This is a genomic window from Providencia sp. PROV182, assembly GCF_028480325.1.
Classification (GTDB): Bacteria; Pseudomonadota; Gammaproteobacteria; order Enterobacterales; family Enterobacteriaceae; genus Providencia; species Providencia hangzhouensis.
Window position 1 is genome coordinate 23,572 of the sequence record NZ_JAMPOL010000032.1, and the last position, 19,213, is coordinate 42,784.

Annotated in this window: 18 protein-coding genes; 12 read left to right on the top strand and 6 right to left on the bottom strand. The window is 41.4% G+C overall.

Annotated elements, in window-relative coordinates:
• Positions 1–3 precede the first annotated feature (3 nt).
• A complete protein-coding gene (locus PR834_RS19630) occupies positions 4–1,005 on the top strand; it encodes an ABC transporter substrate-binding protein (protein ID WP_272536875.1) in 1,002 nt (333 codons plus the stop codon).
• A gap of 80 nt (positions 1,006–1,085) precedes the next feature.
• On the opposite strand, the gene PR834_RS19635 is transcribed toward PR834_RS19630, so the two are convergent.
• The 6 genes from PR834_RS19635 to PR834_RS19660 form a co-directional block, all read right to left on the bottom strand.
• The gene (locus PR834_RS19635) at positions 1,086–2,387 is read right to left on the bottom strand and encodes a uracil/xanthine transporter (protein WP_165880437.1); all 1,302 of its coding nucleotides are present in this window, start codon (positions 2,385–2,387) and stop codon (positions 1,086–1,088) included.
• A 257-nt stretch (positions 2,388–2,644) separates the two neighbouring features.
• The gene (locus PR834_RS19640) at positions 2,645–3,226 is read right to left on the bottom strand and encodes a DJ-1/PfpI family protein (RefSeq protein WP_112307479.1); all 582 of its coding nucleotides are present in this window, start codon (positions 3,224–3,226) and stop codon (positions 2,645–2,647) included.
• Positions 3,227–3,313: 87 nt separating this feature from the next.
• A complete protein-coding gene (locus PR834_RS19645) occupies positions 3,314–4,168 on the bottom strand; it encodes a tagatose bisphosphate family class II aldolase (RefSeq protein WP_036958871.1) in 855 nt (284 codons plus the stop codon).
• 115 nt (positions 4,169–4,283) lie between these two features.
• The gene (locus PR834_RS19650; protein WP_136135120.1) at positions 4,284–5,750 is read right to left on the bottom strand and encodes a DUF2264 domain-containing protein; all 1,467 of its coding nucleotides are present in this window, start codon (positions 5,748–5,750) and stop codon (positions 4,284–4,286) included.
• A gap of 63 nt (positions 5,751–5,813) precedes the next feature.
• Positions 5,814–7,421 carry a sulfatase family protein gene (locus PR834_RS19655; protein ID WP_094962829.1) on the bottom strand — a complete coding sequence of 536 codons (1,608 nt, stop codon included), beginning with the start codon at positions 7,419–7,421 and terminating at the stop codon, positions 5,814–5,816.
• Positions 7,422–7,444: 23 nt separating this feature from the next.
• Positions 7,445–8,680 carry an anaerobic sulfatase maturase gene (locus tag PR834_RS19660; RefSeq protein WP_112307478.1) on the bottom strand — a complete coding sequence of 412 codons (1,236 nt, stop codon included), beginning with the start codon at positions 8,678–8,680 and terminating at the stop codon, positions 7,445–7,447.
• A gap of 527 nt (positions 8,681–9,207) precedes the next feature.
• Here PR834_RS19660 and agaR point away from each other — a divergent pair.
• The 11 genes from agaR (at position 9,208) to PR834_RS19715 (ending at position 19,177) form a co-directional block, all read left to right on the top strand.
• Positions 9,208–9,984 carry a transcriptional repressor AgaR gene (gene agaR, locus PR834_RS19665; protein WP_036958927.1) on the top strand — a complete coding sequence of 259 codons (777 nt, stop codon included), beginning with the start codon at positions 9,208–9,210 and terminating at the stop codon, positions 9,982–9,984.
• A gap of 51 nt (positions 9,985–10,035) precedes the next feature.
• Positions 10,036–11,319: a tagatose-bisphosphate aldolase subunit KbaZ gene (gene kbaZ, locus PR834_RS19670; RefSeq protein WP_196732774.1), complete on the top strand. Its 1,284-nt coding sequence runs from the start codon at positions 10,036–10,038 to the stop codon at positions 11,317–11,319.
• A gap of 8 nt (positions 11,320–11,327) precedes the next feature.
• Positions 11,328–12,512 carry an SIS domain-containing protein gene (locus tag PR834_RS19675; protein WP_004264442.1) on the top strand — a complete coding sequence of 395 codons (1,185 nt, stop codon included), beginning with the start codon at positions 11,328–11,330 and terminating at the stop codon, positions 12,510–12,512.
• A 34-nt stretch (positions 12,513–12,546) separates the two neighbouring features.
• Positions 12,547–13,041 (top strand): PTS N-acetylgalactosamine transporter subunit IIB, encoded by a 495-nt coding sequence (gene agaV, locus PR834_RS19680; protein WP_110592652.1) that lies wholly within the window; start codon positions 12,547–12,549, stop codon positions 13,039–13,041.
• A 48-nt stretch (positions 13,042–13,089) separates the two neighbouring features.
• Positions 13,090–13,860: a PTS N-acetylgalactosamine transporter subunit IIC gene (agaW, locus tag PR834_RS19685; protein WP_094962833.1), complete on the top strand. Its 771-nt coding sequence runs from the start codon at positions 13,090–13,092 to the stop codon at positions 13,858–13,860.
• On the top strand, positions 13,850–14,737 hold the full coding sequence (locus PR834_RS19690) for a PTS system mannose/fructose/sorbose family transporter subunit IID (protein ID WP_036958865.1): 888 nt from the start codon (positions 13,850–13,852) through the stop codon (positions 14,735–14,737). The genes agaW and PR834_RS19690 overlap by 11 nt, the downstream gene beginning before the upstream one ends.
• A gap of 62 nt (positions 14,738–14,799) precedes the next feature.
• A complete protein-coding gene (gene agaF / locus PR834_RS19695) occupies positions 14,800–15,231 on the top strand; it encodes a PTS galactosamine/N-acetylgalactosamine transporter subunit IIA (protein WP_094962834.1) in 432 nt (143 codons plus the stop codon).
• The gene (nagA, locus tag PR834_RS19700; RefSeq protein ID WP_262961089.1) at positions 15,228–16,400 is read left to right on the top strand and encodes an N-acetylglucosamine-6-phosphate deacetylase; all 1,173 of its coding nucleotides are present in this window, start codon (positions 15,228–15,230) and stop codon (positions 16,398–16,400) included. The genes agaF and nagA overlap by 4 nt, the downstream gene beginning before the upstream one ends.
• Before the next feature lie 37 nt (positions 16,401–16,437).
• Positions 16,438–17,268 carry a 5-dehydro-4-deoxy-D-glucuronate isomerase gene (gene kduI, locus PR834_RS19705; protein WP_004264427.1) on the top strand — a complete coding sequence of 277 codons (831 nt, stop codon included), beginning with the start codon at positions 16,438–16,440 and terminating at the stop codon, positions 17,266–17,268.
• A gap of 68 nt (positions 17,269–17,336) precedes the next feature.
• Entirely contained in the window at positions 17,337–18,092 is a 756-nt protein-coding gene (gene kduD, locus PR834_RS19710) for a 2-dehydro-3-deoxy-D-gluconate 5-dehydrogenase KduD (RefSeq protein WP_036958862.1), read from the top strand.
• 17 nt (positions 18,093–18,109) lie between these two features.
• Positions 18,110–19,177, top strand: a complete 1,068-nt coding sequence (locus tag PR834_RS19715) for a glycoside hydrolase family 88/105 protein (protein ID WP_096865043.1) — start codon at positions 18,110–18,112, stop codon at positions 19,175–19,177.
• The last annotated feature ends 36 nt before the right edge of the window (positions 19,178–19,213 follow it).

The following is a 19,213-nucleotide window of genomic DNA, read 5'->3' on the forward strand; positions in this document are numbered from 1 at the left end:
ACCATGACATTATTAAATTATATCAAATTTCCTATCATAGTATTAATTTCCTTCATTTTAGTTGGTTGTGGGGATGAAAGGCTACCTGACAGTAAAAATAATGAAAAAATTGTTCGTATTGGTACAGCAGATAATAATGGTCGTTTAAGTGGTTTGCTCGGTTTAGCAAAACAGCTAGGATATCTTGAAGAAGAGCTACAAAAAGTTGATTACCAATATTCCATTTCTGGTTTTGCAGGAGCAGGTCCAGCCGTCAATGAAGGCCTAGCGACAAATGCTATTGATATTGCTGTTTATGCTGATTTTCCGGGAATTATAGCCACATCGAGAGGTGTTCCCTTAAAATTAATCATGTCAGAGGATTCTTCCATCAATGCTAATATCGCAGTAAGAAAAGAGAGCAATATTCACTCGTTAGCTGACCTTAAAGGCAAGAAAGTTGCATTACCACGAGGAACGTATATGCAACGGTATTTCACGCTATTTATTGAACAACAAGGATATAAATTATCTGACTTCAATATTATTCAAATGACAAATGATGCTGAATCCGCATTATTAAACAGAGCAATTGATGCGATGGTATGGACTGAGCAAAGTACCGCCCGTTTAGAAAATAAATCTCCGACGATTACAACACTTTATTCAACCCGTACTGAACCTGAACTCTCAGGTATTTCTGTTATCGTAGGGCGAGAAGCATTCATAAATCAAAATGAGAAGGTGATTAAAGCAATGAATATTGCTTTATTAAAAGCAAGTAAATATGCGCAAAATAACCCCGATCAGGCAGAAATTTTACTTGCTAAAGAAAGCGATACTAATATTGAAATCATAAAAAAAATACATGATTTTCATAGTATAGATAGTTTTTCTAAACGCTATTCCGTTAATATTACTGATAATGACATCCGTAAGTTAAAGCAAACTCAACAATTTTTGATTGATAACAAAATTATCACTAAGCCTATTGATATAAAAAATTGGGTTTATACTAAAAAATAAACGCCCAAATGAAATCACATCCCTTTTAATTTCTTTTCTAGCAAAGATTTTCCTTCATCTTTGCTTTTTTTATCAAAACATTAAGCAATGTTATCCCACTTGATCGTATTTTCTAAAATAAGTGCCAATATAATGCCCATGAGTAACCCATTACCTAATAAAGAACTAAACATTGTTGGCAAAGAATTTAATACCGCAGCAGGTGCTGACATCAAAAAGATGCCAATAAAAATAGGTAATGCGAGGCGATAAATATTACGTGCATTCAGTTTCATATCCGCAAGAAATGAAAATGAAGAAAATAGCAGCGGCAAATAAGTCGCTAACATAACCGCGCTACCAATGGCTAACGGCAAAGAGCGGAAAAATTGAGTCAATACCGCAATGCCCCCCACACATAAGAAAATAAGGCTGCCAATAGTAAAAGAGATACGTGAACTGTCTTTTGTTTGAGTAATTAGACCAATAGATGAGACAAACGGTGAAAAAGGCACTACGCCTATCGGCGCTGCTAATATTGTTACAACCCCTGACATCATAAAACTACGCCGATATAAGGATTTAACGGGTAATGAATTGGGATAAAAAACATCAGTTCCTCGCATCGCTCCAAACGTATTGGATGTGTTTAATATTCCAGCCAAAATCGCTGTCAGCACAATACTTATATTGATTTCATCGGATCTACCTAATGGAAATAACACCCATTGCCCTGATGAAACAGGTGATATCGTGCTGCCAAATAACCCACTATAAGCAAGCCATCCGGTAATTGTTCCAATCAATAATGCATATTTACTGATACTCATAGGTAAATAAATGATCATCGCGATGACAAATATCAGTACTGCGAGGGCTAAAAAGAAGACAGGATAATTAACTGTAATATTTTCACTGCCAACACCAAATGGTAGTCCTAACATCCCTTTTAAAAAAATAGTGACCAGTTGAGCACCAAGTAAAAACATAAACACCACAAGCACTCCCGGCTTGAACAAACCAGCTAACCAACCACCAAGACCGCTTAAACCAATAAAAATGGTAATAATCCCAGATAGAAAAATCCCTATAGCCAAGCTCCATCCTATCGTCTCAAGAGAAGTTCCTTGCATAGATTCTGACAAGGTTACGGTTAAAATTGTTGCCCACCACAGCCCAGTTGGCCCTTCCATCACAGAGCGTTTATGGCCTATAAACGCTTGCAACAAGCAAGCCAGAGCCGTTAATAAAAAAGCATATTGGGTTATTACAAACGTGGTTTGTGGTGATAAATGAAACGCAGATTGTAAAGTCGGAGGAATAACAACCGTATTACAAAAGATAAAAAAGAACCATTGAAAACCAGAAATAATATTATTTTTTGTAATAGCAATATTCCGCATATTCATTCCTTACCGGCGATTATGTATCTGACCAGCTTAATGTTTATAACGGAAAATTTCTAATTTAAATCCAGCTGTTATAATACTGATAAATTACAATTAATTCTTATCATGATGAGAACTAGCTTCATACACTATTAACTCTGATTTTCGATCATTATTCTGCTATCTAATATTAATAAAGCGGGAAAAAATATCATTCCCGCTTTATTTTTTATCTTGATCACCGATAAAAAACGCTTAGTCACCAATAAAAGTTATAGATAGGGAAGTGGCCAATGCTTAAAATATATATGCTTAGCTTGCCAATCCACTTTATCAACATTGTCAGCCAGCAAATGTTTTGCGACGGTAAATGCAAATTCAAAGCTTACACCAAGCCCTTTTGCACTGATAAATTTTCCATCAACAACAACATCTTGGTCAACATAAATGCCATCACCAAATTTCTCAGCCAACTTGTCCCCTGTACTATAATGCCTACCTTCCAGTAACCCATGAGCTGCTAATACTTTCGCACCAGAAGAACATAGCGCACAAATATACTTATCCTCATGTATATGCCGCCGAAGGAAATCAACTACTTTTTCATTCGCATACAAACGGTCAGTTCCTTTTGGCCCACCAGGCATCATAACTGCATCATAAGTATGGGATAACTTTTCGACTAACAGATAATCTGCACTAATTTTAGTACCAAAATACGTATTTAAAATAAGCGAATCCATGCAAGATAAGACATCGACATGAATATCTAACCGACGCATGATATCAATGAAAACGACCGCTTCCCCTTCCTCGAAGCCATCTGCGAGCAAAACAGCAACTTGTTTCATAATATTCCTTTTATTTTCAAAACGATTTATTGCGGACTATCAACAATAAATTTGGGTTATACCCCAGCAAATCTAGATGATTTTTACTTGTTAAAGTGTTCCATCACTTTTGCAAACACGAATTTTATCCATCACCACCGCTTTCATCGCTGCCTTTCCTGGAACCAGATAATGGCGAGGGTCAGTAGCTTCTGGGTTCTCAATGAAATACTGCTTGATTGCATCAGAAAACGCGATTTTTAGCTCTGTCGCGACATTGACTTTACAAATTCCAAGCTCAATACAATGCCTGACATCTGCATCAGGGATCCCCGAAGCACCATGAAGAACTAAAGGCAAATTCGTTTTCTTACGGATTGCGTCCAGCCTAGCAAAATCCAAATGTGGCTCACTTTTATACATGCCATGAGCGGTTCCAATTGCAACAGCTAAGGAATCAATACCAGTTCTTTGAATAAAAGTAATTGCAGCGTCAGGGTCGGTGAAAAGTGCATCTGCGGCATCAACAACTAAGTCATCTTCTTGCCCCCCTAGACGCCCCAGCTCAGCCTCAACTGTGCAGTCCCATTGATGGCAAAAATCAACAACCCGTTTAACTATTTGAATATTTTCTTCAAACGGAAAATGAGAAGCGTCAATCATCGCAGAACGCACACCCGCGGAGACTTTCTGGAAAATATCTGGAATATCTTCATGATGATCTAGATGCAAAGCCACTGGGACTTTATAGCGCTCAGCCGCTTGCTGGCAAATAGCTATCAAGTAGTCACTTCCTGCATAAGAAAACGTACTCGGTGTGCCTGCTAAAATAACCGGAGATGCCATTTCTGCAGCAGTTTCCATAACAACTTGAATGGTTTCTAAATTATGAATATTAAATGCGGGAACTGCATAGCCTCCCAGTTGGGCTCTGTTCAACATATTACGGGTAGATACCAAGTACATAATCGCCTCTCACCTTTCGATTGATTTCGAATAATATTAAACGAAAGAAACAGAAAGGTAAAAGATCTAAATCACATTTCTATTCCTTTCGTACTGAAAGCAAATGAAAGGAAGATTAGAAGTAGTGAGTCATTTTAGAGCTATAACTTGTCACTCCTTTACGTAACAAGTTGTTTTTAGGTCGTTTTGATTGGCCTAGTAGCGTTTCAATTACTTTCTGAGAGCATAATTGTTTCTCTAAGCGGCGCGTCAATGGGGATTGCTGTTTGAGGTAATCTTCACGAAATATCACGGTGACCTCTTGTGTTTCTTTCACACCAATAACCGTTACCGCAATTGATGGTATTTCGAAATGAAAGTCTGAGCTTTCAACTGGCAGTGGGCTACAAGGGCTATCCCAAAGTTGAATTCGATTGCCACAATACAAAGCAATAATTACAGCACGTAATGACCAAAAACTACTCGCAGGACCACTGTAATTATCGACTAGGCGGGCATCATAGCTAAATAAACCTTGAGTTGGCGCTCCCGCTTTTAAGGCACCATGACCAATAAAATAACGCAAAGTACTTTCTAGTGCGTTTTTAGCCTCCCCCACACTCACAGCATCCCCTCCTAAATCAACACCGGCTAATAAAGGCGCGGACACCGCGAGGCGATAACATGCACTGCGGCCAAAAAATGGAATCCCTTGCGGTGTCATAAAATAACGATAATGATGGTTAAACTGATTTAATGAACTACGAATGAATTCATCATCGAAGTGGGGGCAAATTTGGTTCAGCCAATATAATGAATAGTAAAAGCCCCATGCATTATAGTAATCAAAGTTACCTTTCGCGCCATCCCGAAACCAGCCATCACCCACGTAAAATTGTTTCACTCTTTCATACCGCCACATTGCAATGGTATCTCGACCTGTGAGAGCTCGGATCACAAATTGCACGGTAAGAGGGAAAAGGTGCCAGTTGTTATCAACTATATCGCAATGATTAACCTGTTCGAACCACTCAATAATGCGTTGTTGCTCAGAGTTATCCAATTTATCCCATACCCACTCACGACTCAACCAGAGAGTCAGCGCTAAATCTGCAGATTCACAAATTTTTTGGTCATAATTTTCAAGCCTTCCCCAATAGCCTTTATGAGCAGGGTCTGTACCATGTAAAAATGCATTTTTGATGATTTCAGAAAGGTCAATTGATGCTAAATTTAACCCATTCAATGTTGCTTTTTGGCTGTGAACTAGCCATGAAGCAAGTAAAGGCAGTACCCTACTAACCCCTTCTAGGGCATCTGTCCGCACCGTTTGCTGGCCTGGGCTGCCAGGATAGTATGCGTGAGAGTAACCCCATGTTTGATAATGAACAAAAGCTTCCGTGGTATAGCGCACTAATAATTCGCAAAGAACTGAAAGTGGTTGATTTTCATCTTGAAAGGCTTTGATGATGTGGTTATCGTTACATTGATAGGCTGACTTTCTAATTAATCTTCGAATAATATTCTCTTTGAATAACTTCTGATAAATTTTTATATCTGGGTGCTCATAAGGCAGCTTTGGGCGTTCAGTCGGTATTGTCATACGTGTTTCTCTATGATGCAAACTGGCGCATCCTTGCGCGCAGATTAGAACAAAAGTTTGTATTTATTTTGCTGATTCAATCAGGACTTGGTAACGGTCTTGTCCCCATACGACAGGTTTTGGTTTATCCTTAATCCATTGATAATAAGCAGATTTCAACTCTTTTACTTTTTCTGGGTATTGAGCTGCTAAATTATTCGATTCGGCTGGATTTTGTTTATCATTGAATAATTGGAGCTGGTTAGAACCATCATCATAAAAATAAAGCGCCCATTCCCCATCACGGATAGCCCATGAGCCTTTCGATAGTTTTTCTAAATTAGGGTTGTTTGGAATTTCTTTGCGTTGATAAGTGATCCATTCATGGTAGCCATGCCAAAAATCTTGGTTTTCTTCGCTGTAATGTTTCGTCCCTGGACCTGTCCAATACAGATAGTCATGTGGTGACTTTTCTGTTTTACCCGTTAATAGTGGCATAATATTTTTGCCTTCTACTTTCATGCTATCGGGTATGGTGATCCCTGCACTTTGTAATGCAGTTGGTAAGATATCAATCGCAGAAACCATCGCATCACTGTGTTTACCTGCGGGAATATGCCCCGGCCAATAAGCAACAAATGGAACGCGTACGCCACCATTAAACATTTGCCCTTTAAAGCCTTTATCCATCGCATTCATTGGCATTGGCGACTCATGCACCGCACCATTGTCAGAAATAAAGAAAATTAGCGTATTATCTAATTCACCATTTTCCTTTAGTGTATTGATAATTTTACCAATTCCCTCATCGGCCGCATTTAGCGCAGCAAAATATTTATCGGCTTCAACATTACCAGTATTGAATTTATCCATGTATTTCGCTGGTGAAGCTTCTTCTAATGGGATGTGTGGTACGCTGTATGAAAGATTGATAAAGAAAGGTTTGTCTTTGTGCCCATCAATGAAATTAATGGCTTCATCCGTTAACAAATGCGTGGTATAGCCAGGAGCTGGCACATTTTCACCATTTCGCCACATTGCGGGGGAGTTCCAAAGTGCCGCCCCTGATGCATAGAAACTATATGCATAATCGAAACCTCTTTCATGAGGAGCGAAACCTGGCTCCGGTGTCGAAATCATATTATCGTGATAATCGCGAGTTTGCTTTTCTGGTGCAATTTTAGGTTTTTTCAATACCTTCGCATTATGCCATTTTCCAATACTGGCGGTGGCATAGCCATTTTCTTGGAATAATGCGGGTAATAGTTTGATATCTTGAGGAATACCTAACATCGCATCATCGTTACTGTAAGTACCAAAACTTGCAGGAGAGCGCCCAGTAAAAATACCCGCTCGTGATGGGCCACAAACAGGATGAGCCACAAATGCATTGGTCATCTTAATTCCGCCTGCAGCCATGTCCGCAACATTTGGCATCGCCGTTCTGGCCGCTTCCACCATCTTATTAATATCACCTTGATAACGCTGTGGTGATGGGCGCTGCGCAAGCTCTTTGACATCAAGGCTATCAAGCACAAAATCGAGCTGCCCTGTTCCTAAGTCATCCATAATAATCAGTAAAACATTCGGCTTTTCCGGTGTACCACCTGCATTCGCTGCAATGGGAGGTACTAAGCTACTTGCTGCTATCAGCCCTGCTAATAGGCTTTTCTTCATAGAAGGTAATCTCACAAAAATATCTCCAGATAATATTATTATTGCTTATAAGCACGCTGTATTGCGCCAAGTGCATCACTAGCTAAAGCACCACCAGATATCGCTTGACGCATTAACTGCATACCTAAAGCGGTATGATGAAAAATCTTTTTATATGAACGACATAAATAGTTATGGCGATATTTTTCACCTTCTATCGCCGTGATCCGGTGCTTAGGGCAGCCGCCATAACAAAGGCTTTGAACCTCACAGCGCTGGCAAAGACTCGTTAGCTTGTCATATTTATTTTGTCCAAAACGGACTTGCTGTTTAGAGGAGACAATACGAGAAAGGGAGTGTTGTTGTACGTTACCTAACCGATTGGCAGGGTACACATAGTGATCACAGGAGTAGACATCCCCATTAGATTCAATAATCAGCGCTTGCCCACACGTTTTAGATTGCACACAGGTTGATGCCGGATAGCCCATCCAAGTGCCTAATAAGCTATCAAATAGACGAATATAAATTTTGCCAATGTCTCCTTGGTGGATCCATTCATCAAAAACATCAGCCATAAACTGCCCATATCCCTCAGCGGGTACTGAAAATGGTGCCATCGCGGCATTTGGCCCAGGGGCATAATGGCCACCTTGAGTATGTGGAAAGCGCCTATCCACCTCAACAATGGGGATGAACTGAAAAAAAGTGGAACCCAATGCTTTCAAAGCTCGATACGTTTCTTTTCCTTTTCGCCAATTTTGGTCATTAACAACGGTTAAGGTATTAAATTCAACACCATATTCAATCAGGAGCTGAATCGCTTTCTTCACACGCTCAAAAGTTGGGTTACCATTAACGGAAATTCGATATTTATCATGAACAGCTTCTAAGCCATCAATAGATACACCGATTAAAAAACCGTGGTCTGCAAAAAACTGCGCCCATTGTCGGTTAATCGCAATAGCGTTAGTTTGCACACTATTCGTGATGATTTTTCCTTGGGCATATTGCTTTTGGTACTTAACAACACGCTCAAAAAATTCGAGCCCTGCAAGGGTTGGCTCCCCACCTTGCCATGAAAAGTCTACCTGTTCACCAGCATGGGACTGGATATAGTCTTTGATATAACGACGTAGTACGTTATCAGGCATAACGTCATGCTGGTCTTCCTTTGGTTGCTCGTGAAACACATTTTCTTTTTCAAGATAAAAACAGTATTCGCATTTAATATTGCAGCGATAACTGGTGGGTTTCGCCATCATATGAAAATAAGTGGGTTGGTTTGCAGGCATTTAAATTAATCCGAAACAGTCAGGTTATTTTTATAGCATTACGCAAAACACGAAAAATCAAAAGAGATTGAAATCACAAAATCAATAAATGAAAGAATTTGAAAGCTGATAGTTTGAGTTAGAAACGTTGAAGAACATATAAATAACACACAGTAGCCCAGTAACTTTTGTTTTTGCTTTAAAGAAACTTCTATTCCTTTCGAACTTCAATTACCACCATCGCACTTTATGCCAATTTTTGAGCTTATATTTAGCGAATTTTTTGCAAATATTGCTAATATTTATGCAAAACACAGGGGTTGCTTAGTAAAAGTACAATTATTGCTACTTTATTGATTGGATACTTTCTTATTCGAAGATATGATATTTAAAATTTGAAAATATCCGTAAGCAAACAACACACGAATCGAAACTTTGTGAAAGAGATCAAAAGTTTTGTTTTTTTTCGTTGTCGGTATTTTTTAGCGTAGTAAACTTAATTCGAAATCAAATGAAAGAAAATCATTTGGTTTCGTAAGGAGATGAAAGTGAAAGCGGCAGTTGAACGGCGCATGGAAATCCTCGACATGATTAACCAACAAGGTAAAGCACGAGTCGAAGATTTAGCCGAAATATTTAAAGTTTCAAGTGTCACCATCCGTAGCGATTTAAGCTTTCTTGAAAAGAATGGTTATGTGGTCCGCTCCCATGGGGCAGCAATTCCAAATACTGGGTTTATTGCTGAACTTAGCATCCATGAAAAACGTGGGCAGAATGCGGGCACAAAAACATTAATAGGGAAAGCAGCCGCCGCGCTCATTAATGATGGCGATACGATCATTTTAGACTCGGGGACAACGACACGAGAAATTGCGACACACTTAAAGTCGCGGGATAGCGTCGTTGTCATGACTAACGGTTTAGATGTCGCAATGGAGTTAGCAACAGCCGCTGGCGTTGATGTACTAATGACTGGCGGCGCATTGCGCAAAAATGCTTTATCGTTTTCTGGCTCACAAGCAGAAAATAGCCTCAGAAATTATCGTTTTGACAAGGTTTTTCTTGGGGTTGATGGGTTCGATTTACGCGTTGGTATCACGACACACAATGAACAGGAAGCTAGCCTTAACCGGTTAATGTGTGAAATCTCGGAAACTGTTATTGCGGTTGCTGATTCTACGAAATTTGGTAAGCGCAGCTGTCATATGATCCGTGAATTCGCTGATATTGATGTTTTGGTGACAGACTCTGGGATCCCTGATGAATATGTCCAAGAGTTGAAAAACCATAAAATTGAAGTAATCATCGTCGATAAAGAGCAATAATTCGCTAACTCCATTAACAATACAACCGTGTTGATTGTGGAGTTAGTATTAATGCATCCTTTAGAAAAGATTGTTCAGCAAAATAAACTTGGTAAACAGAATGGCATTTATTCTGTTTGCTCAGCCAACCCATTTGTTATTGAAGCTTCATTGCACCAAGCGCTGGATAATGATTCCTTTCTTTTAATTGAAGCCACATCCAATCAAGTTGACCAATTTGGTGGCTATACGGGTATGACTCCGGCTGACTTTTTCAATTATGTGGTTGAGAAAGCAGAAAAAATCAATTTTCCTCTAAATAAGCTAATTCTTGGTGGTGACCATTTAGGTCCTAACCGTTGGCAAGGGCTTAATGCCGCTGACGCCATGGATAATGCCGATATCCTAATTGAACATTACGTTGCCGCAGGGTTCAAAAAAATCCACCTTGATTGCAGTATGTCCTGTGCAGATGACCCTGTTCCACTCACGGATGAAATCGTTGCACAACGTGCCGCCCGACTCGCAGTTATTGCAGAAAAAACCGCCAAAGAAAAATTTGGCTACAGCGATATCGTTTATGTTATTGGTACGGAAGTTCCCGTACCAGGTGGAGCAACTGAAGCGCTTGAAGGTGTTGAAGTCACAGACCCACAAGCTGCGAGAAAAACCTTAGACTGCCATGCGAAAGCGTTCGAAAAAGCAGGTGTCGGTGACTGCTGGACACGTGTTATTGGCCTCGTCGTCCAACCTGGCGTGGAATTTGACCATACCGGTGTTATTGATTATCAACCCGAAAAAGCACAAGCATTAAGTAAAGTTGTTGATGACTACCCTCATCTTGTTTTTGAAGCACACTCAACCGATTACCAAACACCAGATGCTTATAAGCAACTCGTTCAAGACCACTTTGCTATTTTAAAAGTGGGCCCGGCTTTAACATTTGCTATGCGAGAAGCCCTCTATTCTCTGTGTGAAATTGAGAATGAAATGTTCCCAGCAGAACAGTGTTCTCACTTAAAAGAGAAAATGGAACAGTTGATGTGCCGTGAGCCCGAATTTTGGCAAAAATACTACCATGGTGATGCCCAGCAGCAAGCTTTTGCACGCGTTTATAGTTTTAGTGACCGTATTCGTTATTACTGGCCTGATAAAGAAATTAACCAAGCCATAGAAACGCTGATGGCTAACTTATCTTCAAAACCGATCCCGTTACCACTTTTAAGCCAATACATGCCACATCAATTCCAACAATTAAGAGAAGGCATGATCGATGGCTCAGCGAAATCCTTTATTTTTGCAAAAATTCGCGACGTACTTTCGGTATATGCCGATGCATGTAAATTTAGTCACTGAGGTTTGACATGGAATATTTAAGCTATCAAACACCTGAACTCGAAAAGCTAAACGCATTCTGGACAGCAAAAGAAATTGAGCAACAACCTGAATGCTGGGAAAAAACAAACCAGCTAATACAAGAACAACGTGCTGAAATTGATACATTTTTAGCTAAAGTGCTTCAGGCACCAGACGCACGCATTATCATGACGGGAGCTGGAACATCGGCTTTCGCAGGCCGCGCCCTTGCCCCCGTTCTAACAGGCCATTTAAAACGCCGTATTGATGCCATTGCCACCACGGATCTAGTCGCCGACCCAAAAGAATATTTAGCGGAAAACGTACCAACGTTACTAATTTCTTTTGCTCGCTCTGGCAATAGTCCCGAGAGTGTTGCTGCTCTTAATGTGGCAGAAAAATGCCTAACCCAGTGTTACCACTTAGTTTTAACCTGCAACGAGCAAGGGCAGCTATATCGTTATTGCCAAAATAATACCAATGCATTAGCCATTTTAATGCCAGAAGAATCAAATGACCGTTCATTAGCAATGACGTCAAGCTTTTCATCCATGATGATGGCTGCGCTGTGTATTTTCTTAACCGAATCCTTCTATTTGAATGAAATTAAACCCTATTTCCAAGATTATCACGACAGTTACACTCAGTTTAACCGCCGTATCCGTGAAGATTATGCAGGTAAATTTAAACGAGTCATTTATTTAGGTAGTGGTGGCCTACAGGGTCTTGCACAAGAAGCTGCCCTAAAAATGTTGGAATTAACGGCTGGTAAGGTCGTTGCTAACTTTGACACGCCTTTAGGGTTTCGCCATGGACCGAAATCTATCGTCAATAAAGAAACGTTAGTCGTGCTGTTTCTGTCAAACGATAAATACACCAGACAGTATGAGACTGACTTATTAAGAGAGGTAATTCACGATAATGCTTCAGCAAAAGTGATCGCGGTCACCTCCTCTTCTGATGACACACAAATAGAGGAAAGTTTCGTTTATATTAAAAAAATGGAGCAGTGCTCAGACTCAGCCCTATTTTTTCCTTATTTAATGTTAGCGCAGGCCTTTGCATTCCATAGTTCCATTGCACTGGGGAATACACCAGATAACCCATCTCCAACTGGAGAAATTAATCGGGTTGTTCAAGGTGTCACTATTTACCCGTTCTCATATCAAGAAGATGGCTTCATGCCTTCTTAATGATAAATATAGCTAATAATAAGAGAGCAATTATATGCACGCACCAAATATTGTCTGGACCCGAATCGATGAGCGTTTATTACATGGGCAAATTCGAATCACTTGGGGTAAACACACTGAAGCAAATTTAATTCTTGTCGCTAATGATGATGCTGCGGAAGGTCCTAATTCTGCTTTTATGCAAGCAGGGATGAAAGCGTCCGCAGGTGGAGAATATGCTGTCCGATTTTTCTCTATCGAAAAAACTATCGATGTCATTCACAAAGCGTCTCCTCGTCAAAAAATCTTTATTCTTTGCAATAACCCAACAGATGTTGCTCGCCTTGTCGAAGGTGGAGTTCCTATCACTCACTGCAACGTTGGCAATATGCACTTCCATGAAGGAAAACGCCAAATTGCCAAAACAGTGTCTGTGGATGAGCGCGACTTAGAAGCATTTCGTCGGCTTGTCGACAAAGGAGTAGCTTGCACAATTCAAAATACTCCAGACCAAACCCCCGTTAATGTTCTTACTCTCGCAACAGCATAAGCAGATTGAGATAACAACTTAACACTAAGGCGTTTAAGGAAAACTATTATGATTTATGAAGCTTCTCTCGTGGCTTTATGGGCCTTCTTTTGCGGTATAGATAAGTATGACGTTGCACTCAATATCCATCGTCCACTGATCACAGGGCCTGTTGTCGGCCTGATTATGGGTGATATGCAAGTCGGTTTAATTGCGGGTGCAACATTAGAATTAGCTTGGCTGGGGCTTGTTCCAAATGCAGGGGCTCAGCCACCTGATGTTACCTTAGGCACTATCGCCGCCGTTGCATTCGCCATTATGACCAATCAATCACCAGCGGTAGCGATGGGAATTGGTATGCCAATTGCCGTTCTCATGCAAATGATCATTATTGGCTTTTTTGCGATCACCGCATTCACTATGGGGAAAGCTGATCGCTACGCTGAAAAAGCCGATGCGGCGGGGATCTCCCGGTTATTAATCGCCACAATTACCGTTCGTTCTTTACTCTACGCGATCGTCGCCTTTGTAACGGTTTACTTCGGTGAACACGCGGCACAGTGGATTGATGAAAATACACCAAAAGTACTCCTCGAAGGCTTAGGTATTGGCGCCAAAATGGTTCCAGCAATTGGCTTCGCGATGTTGTTGAAAATCATGTGGTCAAAAGAAGTGGCTGGTGTGTTCTTTGTTGGTTTCGTTATGACCACTTATCTCAAACTGCCAATTATGGCAGTAGCAATACTCGGCGCATCTGCGGCAGCCCTGTATTACTTCTTCAGCGGTAACAACAACAAGAATAACTCACAACAAAATGAGGATTTTGAAGATGGTATCTGATAACAAGACAGCAGTAGAAACCAAAAACTTACCAGTGGAATCCTACGTTGATGGCATTGATGAGTACCAAGATACCACTGTCCGCAAAGTCATCACGAAAGGCGATCTATGGCGTTGTGCATTTCGCGGGCTATTTATGGAAGGTAACTTTAACTTTGAACGTATGCAGGGGGGAGGCTTTGCATTCTCCATCATCCCAGCCCTACGCAAAATTCATGGTAATAACAAACGCGATTATGCAACTGCACTGAAAAATCACTTACAGTTTTTCAATGCGAGTCCAAAATTATTTACTTTCTTACTTGGTACTGCCGTTGCCATGGAAGAGAACAAAGAGAAGCCTTCTACTGTCAACGTAATGAAAGTGGCAGGTATGGGGCCAACAGGTGGAATTGGCGATGCTATCGACCATATGACATTGATGCCACTGACTTTAGCATTAGGTGCATCTATCGCAATGGAAGGCTCAATTGCCGGCCCATTTGTTTTCTTCTTTTTGTACCAAATTGTTCACTTTTTTGTCTATTTTGGCTTGATGTTCATGGGATATCGCGCAGGTACTGCGGCGATGGTTAACATGAGCGACGCAACAGAAAAATTAGCGAAAGCCGCCAACATCATGGGGATTTTTGTGATTGGGGCACTTTCCGCCACTTTCATAAAAGTACAAACCACCGCTGCTGTTGAGGTAGGTGGCAAGGTGGTCGAACTACAAACCGCCTTGTTCGACAAAATCATGCCTAACTTACTCCCTCTGTGCCTTGTCTTTTTGATGTTCAAAATGGTGAAAGGGACAGGTTTCTGGGCAAAACCGCCGGTGCTTATCTTCTCTGTCTTGGCCTTCGGTGTTATTGGCCATGTACTCGGTGTGATGTAACAGAATCGTATTAAATTGTTTTTAGGTGGGTAGCCAAGTTACCCACCAGCAAGGAGTTATCAATGATTGGTTTGATTGTTTCTGGGCACATTAATTTTGCGAGCGGTATGGCTTCCGCTGTCAAAGCCATCGCAGGTGAACAGGAAAATATGGTGTTTATTGATTTTGTTGAAACCCTTTCTCCCGACGAATTGGAACAACAAATGCGAGCAGCAATGAGTGCCATGAATTGTGAACAAATACTTTTTCTCACCGACCTTCCTGGTGGAACCCCTTGTAACCGCGCTATGGCAATTATGATGGAAGATAAATCCGTTGAAGTTTTAGCTGGCGTTAATCTACCGATGATTGTCAATGCGGCATTGGAACGTGAAGGGGTTGATGCAAAAGAACTTCTTTCTATCTTACACGATATTGGCACAAGTAGTATTCAAGATCTACGTCAACAACTGGCTATGATGTCAGAGCCTGAATGTGAAGAAGATGGCCTATGAAACAGCAATATGCCATTTTAGCGGATCGTACCTTTACACCTGAGGGAATTCGCTATCAACAGTATGTTCGAGTGTGCAACGGTGTTATACAGGAAATTACGGATACCGCCCCCGAACACTGCCCAGTCATCCGTCTTGAAGGGCGCTCCTTACTACCGGGGTTTGTTGATATCCATATTCATGGTCGTGCTGGCGCAGACGTCATGGATGCAAGCCAACAAGGGTTGCAAACCATCGCTGATGCATTAGTCAAAACCGGTGTTGTGGCTTGGGTGGGAACCACCGTCACCGCACCAATGGATGATATCAAACGCGCACTCACCCAAGTGAGTGACTTTATCGCCAAGCCGCAAACATCAGGAGCCCAGTTAGTCGGCAGTTTTTTAGAAGGCCCTTACTTCACTGAACGTCATCGAGGCTCACATCCTGTTAAGTACTTAAAATCGCCTACCATTCATGAATTGGAAGACCTTGTGCAATGTGCTAATCACACACTTTTGCGAGTTGCTGTTGCACCTGAAGCAGAAGGTGCCATTGAGGCTATTGATTGGTTAGTACAACACAATATTAAGACCAGTGTTGCACATACTGCCGCTGATTTCATACAAACCAGTCTCGCATTTTCACATGGTGCAGATTGTGGCGTACATCTTTATAACGGCATGACGGGTTTACATCATAGAGAGCCCGGTTGCTGTGGTTCAGTGTTGTACCACGATGTCCTTGCGGAGCTGATTGCCGATGGCATTCATGTTCACCCCGTCATGATGCAGCTAGCTTATCGAATGAAAGGTTATCAGCAGCTCGCTTTAATTACAGATTGTATGCGAGCTGGGGGCTTACCGGATGGCGATTATCTCCTTGGGGCACAGACGGTGAAGGTCACTCAAGGGCAAGCTCGTACAGCTGATGGCTCTCTTGCGGGTAGTACATGTAGCCTTGATAAAGCATTGCGCAACATGGTGCAACTCGCGCATGTTCCTGAATGGGAAGCCGTACAAATGGCTACTTCGGTTCCCGCTCAATACCTTGGAATCGATGACCAATTTGGTTACATCCGAGTTGGGGGTCAAGCTAATTTTGCCGTTGTTGATAACAATTTTTATCTAACAGACACATTCATCAGAGGTGAACACGTTCACTCTGTATTCGGGGATACCGACCATTAAAGTCGGTTACCTATCAGTAAATCATGAGGTATTTATAATGGAAATTCGTCAACCAATTCACAGTGAGCATGCAAAAACACTTGATACTGAAGGCTTACGCAAACAGTTCCTGATCGAGAATTTGTTCCGTGAAGGGGAAATGAATCTCACTTATAGCCATATCGACCGCATTATTGTGGGTGGCATTGTTCCAACACAAAAACCACTCGCTCTAATGGCAGGAAAAGCATTAGGCGTTGAGTTCTTTCTTGAGCGTCGTGAGCTGGGTGCAATTAATATTGGGGGCGCAGGTCAAGTTATCGTTGATGGCCAATCCTATGATATCGCACCAAAAGAAGCTATTTATATTGGTATGGGAGCCAAATCTGTCGAGTTTATCAGTACTGATACGACTACCCCTGCACGTTTTTATATGAACTGTGCACCTGCACACCATACCTACCCAACACGCAAAATTACTATCGAACAAGCTTCACCAGAAAAATTAGGTAATGTAGAGAATTGTAACGTTCGTACCATCTATAAATTCTTACACCCATCTATTTTACCAACCTGCCAATTATCAATGGGCATGACAGTACTCGAGCCCGGTAGCTTATGGAATACCATGCCATGCCATACCCATGAACGTCGCATGGAAGTGTATCTATATTTCAATATGAAAGAAGACAACGTTGTTTTCCATTATATGGGTGAGCCTTCGGAAACACGCCACATTGTTGTTCGTAATGAACAAGCCGTCATTAGCCCAAGTTGGTCTATTCACTCAGGCGTGGGAACTGCTGCTTATACATTTATTTGGGGAATGGTTGGGGAAAATCAGGTGTTCCACGATATGGATCATGTCGCCATGAAAGATCTGAAATAACCCTTTTATCTTTTTTAACATAATAAAAAACGATGTGGCAGTACTGTCACATCGTAAGTGAGGTACAGATGAACTTATTTGATTTAACAGGAAAAGTTGCGATTGTCACTGGATGTAATACCGGTTTAGGTCAAGGAATGGCAATTGGTTTAGCACAAGCAGGCGCAGATATTGTTGGAGTTGGCATCCAAGATGCTCCTGATACACGCGCTCAAGTCGAAGCTTTAGGCCGTAAGTTTCACTACATTATTATGAATTTAATGGAACAAGACGGGTTACAAACTTTGGTTGATGATGCGGTATCCGCCATGGGTCATATCGATATTCTTGTTAATAATGCAGGTATTATTCGCCGAGAAGATTTATTAGAGTTTAGTGAAAAAGATTGGGACGATGTGATTAATATTAATCAAAAAACCTTATTCTTTTTATCTCAACGTGTTGCACGCCAATTCGTGAAGCAAGGTAATGGTGGGAAAATTATTAATATTGCCTCAATGCTCTCGTTCCAAGGTGGTATTCGGGTTCCATCTTACACTGCAAGTAAGTCAGCCGTCATGGGGCTCACTCGTGCTCTCGCTACCGAGCTTTCCCAATACAACATTAATGTGAATGCGATTGCCCCAGGTTACATGGCAACAGACAACACGGCAGCACTGCGCGCTGATGCAGATCGCAACGCAGCTATCTTAGAGCGCATTCCTGCGGGCCGTTGGGGAACTCCTGAGGATTTAGCAGGGCCAGCCATCTTTTTAGCCTCCAAAGCAAGTGACTATATTAATGGTTATACCATTGCTGTTGATGGTGGCTGGTTAGCTCGCTAACCCATCTGGAGAAAATAATGGAACAATCATCATTACCAAAACCATTACAACGTAATACGGTTTTAGATGATATGAAACGGGTTTACCGTTATCAATCAAAAAACCAAGTACGCAGTGTACTTCGTCGTAGTGGCAAAACCCGTTTTATTAAAGATACGGACTGGGAACGTGGTGTTCTGTGGTCTTGTGTTGCTGCTGCATGGCAAGCAACACAGGATAACGAATATCTCGCTGGTGTATTGGATTACACATTACATACTGGATTTCGTACAGGACCTAACCCACGTTTTGCCGATGACCATGTCTGTACTCAAGCCTATTTAGCTGTAAGTTCGCAATTTGATCATCCAGAAGTCCTTGAACCCACTATTAATGCATTCAACCTTATGTTAGCAGAGCCAAAACCAGGTCGAGAAGACTGGTGGTGGTGTGATGCACTCTTCATGGCTCCCCCTGCTTTTGCCGCGTTATCAGCTAAAACAAATGACAATCGCTACTTAGACTACATGCATACCGCTTATTGGGATGCGATAGAACATTTGCGTGATCCTGAAACTGGCTTAATTTATCGCGATTATCGCTACATTCCTGATGGCAAGGGTGGTGAATTACGTGAAAAAAATGGTGAAAAAGTATTTTGGAGCCGAGGTATTGGTTGGGTCATTGCGTCTATCCCACGTATTTTACAATCGTTACCTAAAGAGTTCCCTGCCCGCCAGCAATATGTAAATTTATTTACCGAGCTAATGGAAACTGTCATTCAATACCAACAAGAAGACGGTTTCTGGCGCACTAGTTTACTTGATCCCCAAAGCTTCCCTGCCCCTGAAAGTAGTGCCGCTGCATTATTTTGCTATGGATTAGCGTGGGGCTTAAACCAAGGTTTACTGGAAGAAGCACGCTACTTGCCTTTGCTCGAAAAATCATGGTGTGCACTACAAAGCTGTATTCACCCCAATGGAATGCTAGGTTGGGTACAGCTTCCGGCGTTCAACCCACGAGATGTCAAATATGACCATAATATGGATTATGGAGCTGGAGCCTATTTATTAGCAGCAAGTGAAGTTATTAAACTCAAAATTTAATTCATTACAACCCGATTTACCATTGCTCAAGTTGTC

Excerpts from the sequence above, each read along its gene's own strand:
- PR834_RS19630 (WP_272536875.1), top strand. The coding sequence starts at position 4 with ATGACATTATTAAATTATATCAAATTTCCTATCATAGTATTAATTTCC.
- PR834_RS19635 (WP_165880437.1), bottom strand. The coding sequence starts at position 2,387 with ATGCGGAATATTGCTATTACAAAAAATAATATTATTTCTGGTTTTCAA.
- PR834_RS19645 (WP_036958871.1), bottom strand. The coding sequence starts at position 4,168 with ATGTACTTGGTATCTACCCGTAATATGTTGAACAGAGCCCAACTGGGA.
- PR834_RS19650 (WP_136135120.1), bottom strand. The coding sequence starts at position 5,750 with ATGACAATACCGACTGAACGCCCAAAGCTGCCTTATGAGCACCCAGAT.
- PR834_RS19660 (WP_112307478.1), bottom strand. The coding sequence starts at position 8,680 with ATGCCTGCAAACCAACCCACTTATTTTCATATGATGGCGAAACCCACC.
- kbaZ (WP_196732774.1), top strand. The coding sequence starts at position 10,036 with ATGCATCCTTTAGAAAAGATTGTTCAGCAAAATAAACTTGGTAAACAG.
- PR834_RS19675 (WP_004264442.1), top strand. The coding sequence starts at position 11,328 with ATGGAATATTTAAGCTATCAAACACCTGAACTCGAAAAGCTAAACGCA.
- agaV (WP_110592652.1), top strand. The coding sequence starts at position 12,547 with ATGCACGCACCAAATATTGTCTGGACCCGAATCGATGAGCGTTTATTA.
- agaW (WP_094962833.1), top strand. The coding sequence starts at position 13,090 with ATGATTTATGAAGCTTCTCTCGTGGCTTTATGGGCCTTCTTTTGCGGT.
- PR834_RS19690 (WP_036958865.1), top strand. The coding sequence starts at position 13,850 with ATGGTATCTGATAACAAGACAGCAGTAGAAACCAAAAACTTACCAGTG.
- agaF (WP_094962834.1), top strand. The coding sequence starts at position 14,800 with ATGATTGGTTTGATTGTTTCTGGGCACATTAATTTTGCGAGCGGTATG.
- nagA (WP_262961089.1), top strand. The coding sequence starts at position 15,228 with ATGAAACAGCAATATGCCATTTTAGCGGATCGTACCTTTACACCTGAG.
- kduI (WP_004264427.1), top strand. The coding sequence starts at position 16,438 with ATGGAAATTCGTCAACCAATTCACAGTGAGCATGCAAAAACACTTGAT.
- kduD (WP_036958862.1), top strand. The coding sequence starts at position 17,337 with ATGAACTTATTTGATTTAACAGGAAAAGTTGCGATTGTCACTGGATGT.
- PR834_RS19715 (WP_096865043.1), top strand. The coding sequence starts at position 18,110 with ATGGAACAATCATCATTACCAAAACCATTACAACGTAATACGGTTTTA.